At 67.1% G+C, this 9,856-nt stretch carries 8 protein-coding genes; 2 read left to right on the forward strand and 6 right to left on the reverse strand.

The genetic code is table 11. The features are described from left to right. Positions 1 to 21 precede the first annotated feature (21 nt). From ACFVW8_RS28895 to ACFVW8_RS28920, 6 genes are all read right to left on the reverse strand, one after another. Entirely contained in the window at positions 22 to 1,245 is a 1,224-nt protein-coding gene (locus tag ACFVW8_RS28895; protein ID WP_389695041.1) for an acyl-CoA dehydrogenase family protein, read from the reverse strand. A gap of 101 nt (positions 1,246 to 1,346) precedes the next feature. Beyond that, positions 1,347 to 1,898: a nuclear transport factor 2 family protein gene (locus ACFVW8_RS28900; protein WP_389695043.1), complete on the reverse strand. Its 552-nt coding sequence runs from the start codon at positions 1,896 to 1,898 to the stop codon at positions 1,347 to 1,349. A 31-nt stretch (positions 1,899 to 1,929) separates the two neighbouring features. Next, positions 1,930 to 4,200, reverse strand: a complete 2,271-nt coding sequence (locus ACFVW8_RS28905) for a CocE/NonD family hydrolase (RefSeq protein WP_389695045.1) — start codon at positions 4,198 to 4,200, stop codon at positions 1,930 to 1,932. Positions 4,201 to 4,289: 89 nt separating this feature from the next. Continuing rightward, positions 4,290 to 4,784 carry a flavin reductase family protein gene (locus tag ACFVW8_RS28910; protein WP_389695047.1) on the reverse strand — a complete coding sequence of 165 codons (495 nt, stop codon included), beginning with the start codon at positions 4,782 to 4,784 and terminating at the stop codon, positions 4,290 to 4,292. Positions 4,785 to 5,306: 522 nt separating this feature from the next. Beyond that, entirely contained in the window at positions 5,307 to 6,500 is a 1,194-nt protein-coding gene (locus ACFVW8_RS28915; protein ID WP_389695049.1) for a CaiB/BaiF CoA transferase family protein, read from the reverse strand. Next, complete coding sequence (locus ACFVW8_RS28920; protein WP_389695051.1) at positions 6,497 to 6,874, reverse strand: cupin domain-containing protein; 378 nt, start codon at positions 6,872 to 6,874, stop codon at positions 6,497 to 6,499. The genes ACFVW8_RS28915 and ACFVW8_RS28920 overlap by 4 nt, the downstream gene beginning before the upstream one ends. Before the next feature lie 806 nt (positions 6,875 to 7,680). Here ACFVW8_RS28920 and ACFVW8_RS28925 point away from each other — a divergent pair. Both ACFVW8_RS28925 and ACFVW8_RS28930 read left to right on the forward strand, forming a co-directional pair. Continuing rightward, positions 7,681 to 9,489, forward strand: a complete 1,809-nt coding sequence (locus ACFVW8_RS28925; protein WP_389695053.1) for a methylmalonyl-CoA mutase family protein — start codon at positions 7,681 to 7,683, stop codon at positions 9,487 to 9,489. Further along, positions 9,489 to 9,856, forward strand: a 368-nt coding sequence (locus ACFVW8_RS28930) for a methylmalonyl-CoA mutase family protein (RefSeq protein ID WP_389695055.1), incomplete at its 3' end; no start/stop codon positions are given. The genes ACFVW8_RS28925 and ACFVW8_RS28930, both read left to right, overlap by 1 nt.

Consider the following 9,856-nt stretch of genomic DNA (forward strand, 5'->3'; position numbering starts at 1 on the left):
AACGCCTTCCGGATCCGATCCCTACGAGCGGCGTTCGAGCACGCTCGTGAACGTCGGCGCGGAGTCGGCCCCGCACAGCGCGCGGCCGATGTTCTCCAGCCACGTGTCGATGGTGTGAGCCGCGTGAAGGCTGCCGGCACGGCAGTTCCTGGCGATCAGCTGAAGCGGTTGCCGTTTGGTGATCGCGGACGCCCCGGAGGAATGGAAGAACGTCTCGACCGCGGAGCTGCATGCGTCCCAGACGTAGGCGACGTCGGTGTGGAACTGGAGTACCTCACGCTCGGTGGGGTCCACTCCCCGGCGTTCGCACTCGTCCAGGGCGGCGACCGCGGCGTCGGCCACCAGACCTGCGGCGCGGATCTGGCTGTGTGCCCGGCCGACAGCGAGATGGGTGATGGGGGCCTGGGCCTGGTTCGCGTACGGCGAGTACGGGATGGTTCGCTTCCCGAGCCCGCCGAGGAAGACCTCCATCGCCTGGTCGGCCATGCCCAGCGCGGTTCCCGTGCCGGTCACGAGCGAACGGGCGAGCCCTCCTCGCCGCGGTCCGAGCCCCTGCGCGGTGAGCTCCTCGATCCGCGACGCGAGCAGGGAGGGCGTGCTGAACCGCTCATCGGGTACGAAGAGTTCACCTTCGGTCGCCATGGTCTGGCTGCCTGTGGCGGCGAGCCCCATTGCTTCCCAGTCATCCTTGGCGACGAGTGAGTCCTTCGGGACGAGGACCATGCCGACTTTGGTGTCGTCGGTCGCGTCGTAGTAGACGGCGAGATAGCCGTGGGAAGCGTGGACGCTGCCGGTCGCGAACGGCCACTTCCCCTCGACCATCCAGCCGCCGTCGACCCGCCGCGCGGTTCCCGACATCCGCCTGCTCGTGCCGCCCACCGCGAACGTGCGGTTCCCGGCCCAGGGCGACTCGTACACCGGTGCGACGACGTCATCGGCGAAGGAGAAGCTCCACAGGTTTCCTCCCGCTGCCGCCCACACGACCCACGAGGTCGCCCCGCATCCCGCCCCGAGAGCGCGGTAGATGTGGTGCAGCTCCCGCGTGGTGAAATCCGCGCCGCCATGGCGTTTCGGTGTGGTCAGGCTGAAGACGCCGGCCGCGTCGAGGCGCTCGATGTTCTCCTGGGGGATGCGCCGCTGCTGCTCGGCCACCGGCTGCTGGTCGCGAAGCCACGGCTGCAGCTTGGTGATCCGGTCGACGACCTCCTGCGCCTGTGGCGGGTGTGAGTTCGCATTGCTGCCCATCGCGGTCCTCATGATCTTCTAGTGGTTCGCGTACGTATGCGCCGGTCACTGCCTGCGGAGCAGCGACCTGATTCGCTGAACTGAGGGGTGTCGGGAGCAGTTCAGGACGGCCAGGTATCGCCTGCGGACGGCATTCCGTCGAAACCGGCGACCCGTCGCAGGGCCGGATCGGAACCGTCGCGGCGGCCCACCGAGGCGTCGGGGTGGTCGTCGAACCAACCGTCCGCCGGGTACTTGTACATCCAGTCCACGAGAAGCCGGCGGCGGGCGATCAACCACACCCCGTCACGTCGCTCGAAGCGGTCCAGATAGCGCGCCCAGAGCTTGACGGACTCGCCCTTCCACTGATGGCTCTCCGAACCCTGGTGATCAGCCTGAAGATACGTCTCGACGTGGGCGATGTCCGGGCCGTCGAATTCGATGAGGCTGTTTCCCAGCAAGTGCATGGTCCGTACGAAGCGCGGCATTTCACCCGCAAGGAAGTCGAGGAAGCCGGACACGGGGCCGATGTGCAGGCTCTCGGGGAACTGCACCCAGGCGTCCTCGTGAAAGACGCTGCGAACGAGGTCCATGTCCACCCTGTCGAGACCGCGACAGTAACGGAGCAGGGCATCGTGGATGTGTGCACGGGCGCTCAGCTCGTCGATGTTCATCGTTTACCCTTCACTGACGAGTGGAGCCGGCTCAGGAATCCCTCGTGGGAAGAACTGGCAGCTGTACGTAACTTGGATAGGTCGGGCCGGTGTGGACAGTGTTCTGCGCACCGTCGTGATAGGTGGGGTCATAGGCATGGCGCATACCGTGTCCGACCCCTGTGTAGGGCTGGACATCGATTCGGATGCGATGCCCCTTCCGCACCAGCCCGGTGTTCGGGATGATCTCTATCTCCACCGGGACGATCTCGCCGTCCTGAAGCGGGGCGTAGTCGGCGCGCAGGTGAGTGTGCTTCGGTCGGAAGTCGGTCGACCGCTCGGAGTCCAACGTGCGGTGTGACGCCTTGAGCCACCCCTTCGCCAGCGGATAGAAGCGCGTGGAGATTCCGGGAATCAGAGCCGTCCCGCAGAAGTCGACCTCGCGATTTTCGGCATCCAGTACGCGCACGGCCACATAGATGTCCATGTCCTCGCTCGTGCTGGCCATCCACAGCACCGCCTTGCTGTACCCCGCGAGTACGGTGTCCTCCTCCAGTGGTTCGCTGACGAACGTGGCGCCCGGACTGCACGGGGCACTGGCCACGGCGCCTTCACCCGTCGCGGGCGGGAAGCGGGGTGCGGTCAGATCCACTTCGGCGGAGTAGGCCACGGACCGATCGGTCCCGGGGGTGGCCCGCAGCAGACGCAGGACGTTGGCGCCGGGCAGGCCGGCGTCAGGATCGGAGGGCGAGGCGTCGAGATACCAGCGAACGTACTGGGTGCGCGCGACCGGCCATTCGTACTCCTGCTGAAGATAGGAGCCGCCCCGCCCCGTTCGGATCTCCAGGCGGACCGGGGGCTTGTCCATGATCCCGTTGTCAATTCCCTTGAGCCAGTAGTCGAAGAAGGCCATGTGCTCCTCGACCGCGGCCGTCGAATAGGACTTCAGGAACCAGTCCTCCCAGAAGTCGATCTTCTTGTTCGACGTGGGGGTGTTGAGGAAGGTCTCGCTGCTGCCGAGCTGGTGGAAATTCCCAGGATGCGTGGTCGCGGCGACGGTCCAGAGAGGCACGGTCACCTCGCTCAGATCGGGACTCATCAGGACCTCGGACCGGGGCCCGAAGACCGCCGATGGATCCGAGTCCTTGAAGGGATTGGCCTTGGCCATCCCCAGAAAGTCCTTCGCGTCGATCTCGCCGCAGATTGCCGGAGCGATGCCGTGCTTGAACCATCCGGGAAAGAACTCCTCGTTGAGGATCCCCCCGGTGTACATGACCTCCTCGTAGAGGTCGGTATCCGTTCCGATCGCGATCATGGCCCTGAGGTGCGGCGGGTTGAGGCTGGCCACCGCGTGCTGACTCACCGCGTAGTACGACATGCCCCACAGACCGACGTTGCCGTTCGACCAGGCTTGCGCCGCGGCCCACTCGATGGCGTCGTAGTACGCCTCCGCCTCGTCGATTCCCCAGATACCGAGAGTCCCCGGGCTCTTGCCGGCACCGGGACTGTCGATGCGAACGAGTGCGTAACCGCGCGGGATCCAGGCTTCCGTGTTGATGCTCTCGTGGTTCTCGTACTCGTACCCGTCCGGATTGCCGCGGAAGTAGCGTTCTTCCATCTCCTCGTGGTGCTCGGCGTCCACGTCGCTCGCGAGGGAATGATGGACGAATGCCCTGCCGTAGACGCCGCAGTTCATGACGACGGGGACCGGTTTTGTGCTGTCCGGCCGATAGACGTCCGCGTACACGAAGGAGCCGTTCCGCAACGGGATCCTGACATCACGAAAGCGGCGGATGCCCAGGACGTGACGACGCACCTCGTTGCGTGCTGCTGACGGCGAAGTGATCCGGCGAGGTTCGGTGTCGGTGAAGACCTTCGCCCGATTGAGGTCATCGATCAGTTCGGCGACGGCCGGATCGTCGGTGAACGCCTGGACGGGATCGGCCGGTGCACCCGGGAGCGACGCGAGTGCGTAGCGGAAGTCGATGGGACGATCACCCACTAGATCGTGGGTTTGCGGGGTGATTCGGATTCCGTCGTCCGGGCTGTGGTGGTGGTTGACCGTCAGCAGGAAACGGACGATATTCGTCAGCCCCGGATCGGACAGCTTGTCAATGTTGCCGTCGACCCGGGCGACGATGTCAGCGAGAGTGAGCCTCTCCGCCCCGCGCGCTGCGCCGAGCAGAACCGTACCGACCGAGAAGACGACGACCTCGCCGTCCCGGAACTCGAACGCACCGTCATCGTCCGTGAGGCCCGAGAGGCTGGGGGTCTCATACCGCAGACCGATAACGGGTCCTGCGAGTTTGCCTGTGCGCAGCATGCGTCTCTGCTTTCGGGGTCGGGACGTTGTGAGGCCGTATTACTCGTCGGCTGTCGTGGGCGAATCCCGTACAGGCCGGCCGGCGGTGCTCAGACGCTGGCCAGGCGACGGAACCTGCTGCCGTGAAACACCAGCGGGGAGGTGTCGGGGTTCGCGCTGAGACCGTGGATCTCCATCAGTACGATGTCGTGGTCACCGCACGGGACCTCCTCGCGGATTGTGCAGTCCAGCCACAGAATCGCGCCGTCCACGAAAACGCTGCCGTCCTCGGAGGCGAACCAGTCCGTTCCTGCGAAGCGGTCGCCCGACTTGCGCGCCAGACGCGCACAGATCTCGTCCTGCCCCTCGGCCAGGATGCTCAGGCCCAATCGCGGCTGCTCCCGAAGCTTCGGCCATGTGCTCGATGTGTGCTGAATGCACATGGACACCAGCGGAGGCTCCATGGATACCGACGTGAACGAACTAGCGGCCAGCCCCAAGGGTTCGCCGCCGTAGCGCGCGCACACCGCTGCGACTCCTGAGGGAAAGCACCCGAAGGCCCGACGCAGCTGGTCGGCTGCGGTCACCGGCTCGATACCTCTCACTTCATACTCCTCGTCTGGTCGGCGCCGAGCGTCCGTCTCGGTCGAGACAGGCGTCTTCGCTCGGGTGCCACCAGGTAGTGCGGGATGGTGCTGATGGCTGGGGAGCCGTGAACGCAATATGCGTGGAAGGCCCTGTGGTGAGGGTGTCGGCATCGGGCCGCGCGCTCGGCTGCCCCCACCGCAGGCTCGTCGGTCCGGGGCGATCTCGCCGGCGTCCCAAGAGCGCGATACTCGCGATGAGGCACGTTCAAAACACTAGTTCGCGGCCTGAAAATGTCAACACTTTATCCAGTGGGTTTCATGCGGAAGTCGACGCACGCCTGGCTGGTGTGGTTCTTTGCAGGAAAGAGTCGCGACTGGGAGTGGGTCACCCGACACCCCTGAGGTGAAACTGTTCACACTTGGAGCTGCCCGTGCAGCACGGCCCACGCGCCGGACGGCGCGCGGATACCTCGCACCGTCACGAAGGGATCGGCACGTGGGCCGGCTCGCGAGCTGACCCACAGACCGGTGGGGTGTGTCCTACGCCTGAGGCGGTGGGCCGTCCAGCCAGTCGCGGATCGCGTCGGCATCGGCGCCGAGTACGGGTGGCGGCGCGTGGTCGATGCGGGTGGTCTCCGTCTCCGTGCCTGCGGGGTCGACGGCGAAGGTACGCAGCGCCGACCCGGGCAGAGAGATCTTTCCCAGGGTCGGGTGCTCGACGTCGACGAGCAGTCGCTGCGAGCGAGTCTGTTCCCATGCGTAGACCTCGTCCAGCGTGCGAACCCGACCGGCGGGCACACCGGCTTCGGCGAGGCGTCGCAGGAGCTCATCGGGTCCGTATGGCGCGAACGCGGACTCGAGCAGCGCGGTGAGTTCGTCCCGACGCGCCACGCGGTCGGTGTTCGTCCCGTATCGCGGGTCGTCGCCGGCCATGTCGAACGCGGCACAGAGGCGGCCCCACATGGCGTCGTTCCCGCAGGCGATCTGGACGCTGCCGCCCGCACAGCGGAACAGCCCGTAGGGGGCGATGGCGGGGTGGTGGTTGCCCTGTGCGGAGCCGACCTCACCCGCTACGGTCCACCGGGTGCCCTGGAACGCGTGAGCTGCAACGACGGAGGCGAGCAGTGAGGTACGGACGATCTGCCCCCGGCCGGTGCGATCCCGTTCCCGTAGCGCGGCCAGAATGCCGAACGCTCCGTTCATCCCGGCCAGAAGATCGGCGATCGGCACGCCGACGCGCTGGGGGTGGGCCGGGTCCGCCCCGGTGACCGACATCAACCCCGCTTCGCCCTGCGCGATCTGGTCGTACCCGGCGCGATGGGCCTCGGGCCCGTCGTGCCCGAATCCGCTGATCGACAGCATCACCAGGCGAGGGTTGAGCTCCATCAGCCGCTCGGCGCCGAATCCCAGTCGCTGCAACGCTCCGGGTTTGTAGTTCTCCAGGAGGACGTCGGCCCGCTCGACGAGGCGGGCCAGCACTTGTGCCTCCTCGTCACGCTTCAGGTTGAGTGTGATCGATTCCTTGTTGCGGTTGCAGGACAAGAAATAGGTCGACACGGGGGTGCCGTCGTCGGCATCGACGAACGGTGGCCCCCACGAGCGGGTGTCGTCTCCGGCGGGGCTCTCCACCTTGATCACGCGGGCGCCGAGATCGGCCAGCATCATCGAGGCCTGCGGGCCGGCCAGTGCGCGGGTGAGGTCGACGACGAGCAGTCCGCCGAGCGCGCCGCTCACGATCGAGCCTCCGCAGAGCTCGCCGGCAGGGCGGCCGGATTAGGTCGGATGACGAGCATGCTCGCGGGAAGGTTGGTGGGATTCTCCACGCTGCGAACCGTGCCGGCGGAGAGTCGCGCGCCGTCGAGAGCGCGCAGCGTGTGCGTGTCGCCTTCGCCGTCCGTCAGGGACAGGGTGCCGGTCAGTACGAGGTAGAGGGTTTCCGCCGGGACGGGCGAGAGATCCGCCCGTCCGCCGGGCAAGTAGTGCGACAGGGCGACCGTTACGGCGCCGGTGTAGTCCTGGCCCCCGAAGAGATGGACAGGGCCGACACCGTGGTGCCCGGCAGGCTGGAAGGCTTGCCCCTCTTCGATCGGGGCGATCTCTATCGACATGAGCGTGCACTCGATTCTGGCTGAGTGTGCAGGCCGGACGTTCGCGCTGACTGGCCGCGGGTGGGGTGGTTGGCCGAAGCGGCCGTACCCCGGCCCTGTGCGTGCAGCCCTCGGCGTCGGGGCAGGGCGCGGCGGACGGCAGCCGAAGGCCGGATCCCCGTTGCCGTGGGGCGGACGCGGTGTCACTGCCTGTGCGCGACCGCCGTGGCCGGCTCTGCGGAATGGGTGGCGGTCACGAGCACCATAAGCCAAGACGGAGCCAGAATGTCAACATTAGAGACAGGTGGCGGGTGGGGGCTACGGGCTCCGCGCCTCGTGGGGCGATGGTGATCGCGCTCGGCAGTGAAGTCACAGGGCGAGGAATGTACGTTTATCAGGCGAGTTATTTCGTTCTTGTCCGCCTGTGGATTGCGGATCGCCCGGCAGGGGCGCTTCGTGTGGCGGTGCAGGAACGGTGCATCACGAGGTGCATGAAGTGTTGACATTTTCAGAGTGCCGTCTACTATCCTGGCCAGGGCCGCGACGTCTTCGATCAGGTGGGTCACACACCCGCGGCTCCTGCGCCCGTGAAGGTTCAGATGCCGATGGGAAGCCGGCGCGAAGACTCTGGGCCGATCAGCGGAGTCGGGGTGCGACGTCTTGGCTGCCGACCAACCCGGCGGCGGTCGGCACGTCCTTCCTGGAGGGCAGACGCCATCACAGTCGGGCGCCCCGCCTGAGTTGTGAGCCGGCTCAGGGCAATGTCCGGCTCGAGCGTCCGCCGTGACGCACCCATCGCCTTGCCCAACGACCTTGTGAGGGCCTCCATGACAGTCCTGCCTGACGAAGGCCTCCCGCTCGCCGGAGATTTCGCCGAGACGTCTCTCGAGCAATGGCAGGCGCTTGTGCGTGGTGTCTTGCGCACAACGGGGGAGGACCCCACCCGATCCACGGCGGAAGAAGCTCTGTCGACCCCGCTGGAGGACGGGGTAGTCACCCAGCCCCTGTACACGGCGGGTGACATGACACCCGATCTCGGATTCCCCGGCCTCGCCCCGTTCGTACGCGGGGCGAGGCCGGAGGGCAACGCCGGCGCCGGCTGGGACATACGGCAGCGGCATACGGTGTCGGACAACTCCGCCGTCCTGACCGACCTCGAGAACGGCGTGACTTCCCTTTGGCTGGTCGTCGGCACCGAGGGCATCCCCGCGACAGCGCTCGACCGGGTTCTGGACGGCGTCCATCTGGACCTGGCGCCAGTCGTCCTCGACGCGCGTGGCGAAACCGCCTCGGCCTCGGCCGAACTGCTGCGCCTGTACGAAACACGAGGGGTCGGGCGAGGGGCTGCCCGCGGCAATCTGGGCGCGGATCCACTGGGACACGAGGCGCGTACCGGTGAGGTGTTCGACTTCGATCTGGCGGCCTACCTGGCTCATCGCTGTGTGGATGCGTATCCCGCACTGCGAGCGATCACCGTGGACGCACTGCCCTACCACGAAGCCGGCGGCTCGGCGGCCCAGGAACTGGGGTGCGCGCTGGCCACCGGCGTCGCGTATCTGCGTGATCTGACCCGAGCGGGGCTGAGCGTCGAACAAGCCACCTCGCAGCTGGAGTTCCGCTTCTCGGCCACCGCCGACCAGTTCCTGACCATCGGCAAGCTGCGGGCTGCGCGACGGCTGTGGGCGCGCGTGGCGGAGTCCTGTGGCGCCCCTGGCCTGGGTGCCCAGCGCCAGCATGCGGTGACCTCGCCGGTGATGATGACGCGTCGGGACCCCTGGGTGAACATGTTGCGCACGACGATCGCGACACTGTCGGCCGGCGTGGGCGGCGCGGACGCCGTCACCGTGCTGCCCTTCGACAACGCCCTCGGTCTGCCGGATGAGTTCGCACGCCGGATCGCCCGCAACACCTCCGCCATCCTCATTGAGGAGTCGAACCTGTCGCGGGTGATCGACCCGGCGGGTGGTTCCTGGTACGTGGAGAAGCTCACCGATCAGCTCGCCCACGCGGGCTGGGACTTCTTTCAGAGCATCGAGCGGGCAGGTGGTCAGGCCGCGGCCGTACGCTCCGGCATGGTCGGTGAGAAGCTCGCCGAGACCTGGTCCGCGCGCGCGAGGCGACTGGCCACACGCGAGGAACCGATCACCGGTGTCAGCGAGTTCCCGCACCTGACCGAGGATCCGGTGGTTCGCGCACCCGGGCAGCGGCCCCTGGCCGGCGGTCTGCCCCGCGTCCGGCGCGACGATGCGTTCGAGGTTCTGCGCGCCCGCTCGGACGCACACCTCGAAGTCACCGGCAGTCGGCCGCGGATGTACCTGACCGGCGTAGGAAGCGTCGCGGAGCACACGGCCCGTCTCGCCTTCGCGGCCAATCTGTTCCAGGCGGGCGGCATCGAGTCCGTCACGGAGGGACGTTTCGGTGAGAGCGGCACCCGCCACGTCTGCATCTGTTCGAGCGACGCGGTCTATGAGGCACAGGCCGCGTCCGTCGCCTCAAGGCTCAGATCTGAGGGCGCCGAGTATGTGTTCCTGGCCGGTAGCCCAGGGCCGTACCGAGGTGTCGACGCATACATCGTTGCCGATGGCGACGCGGTCACAGTTCTGTCCGCCGCCCTCGACCGCCTGGGAGTGTCCTGATGAATATCCCCGACTTCTCCGGGATCGCTCTGGGAGTGCCCTCCATCGGCGGAGGCGCCGACGATTGGCGTACGGCGCTGAAAAACGCTGGCTGCGCAGGGGCACCGACGTGGGAGACCCCGGAGGGCATCGCGGTCAAGCCGCTGTACACCGGCCAGGATCTGGAGGGGCTCGACTTCCTGGGCACGTATCCGGGCGTGGCGCCGTATCTGCGCGGCCCGTACCCGACGATGTACGTGAACCAGCCCTGGACGATCCGGCAGTACGCGGGGTTCTCCACCGCCGAGGAGTCCAACGCCTTCTACCGCCGCAACCTGGCGGCCGGTCAGAAGGGGCTTTCCGTCGCGTTCGACCTGCCGACCCACCG

It is taken from the genome of Streptomyces sp. NPDC058221 (assembly GCF_042882365.1).
GTDB lineage: Bacteria > Actinomycetota > Actinomycetes > Streptomycetales > Streptomycetaceae > Streptomyces.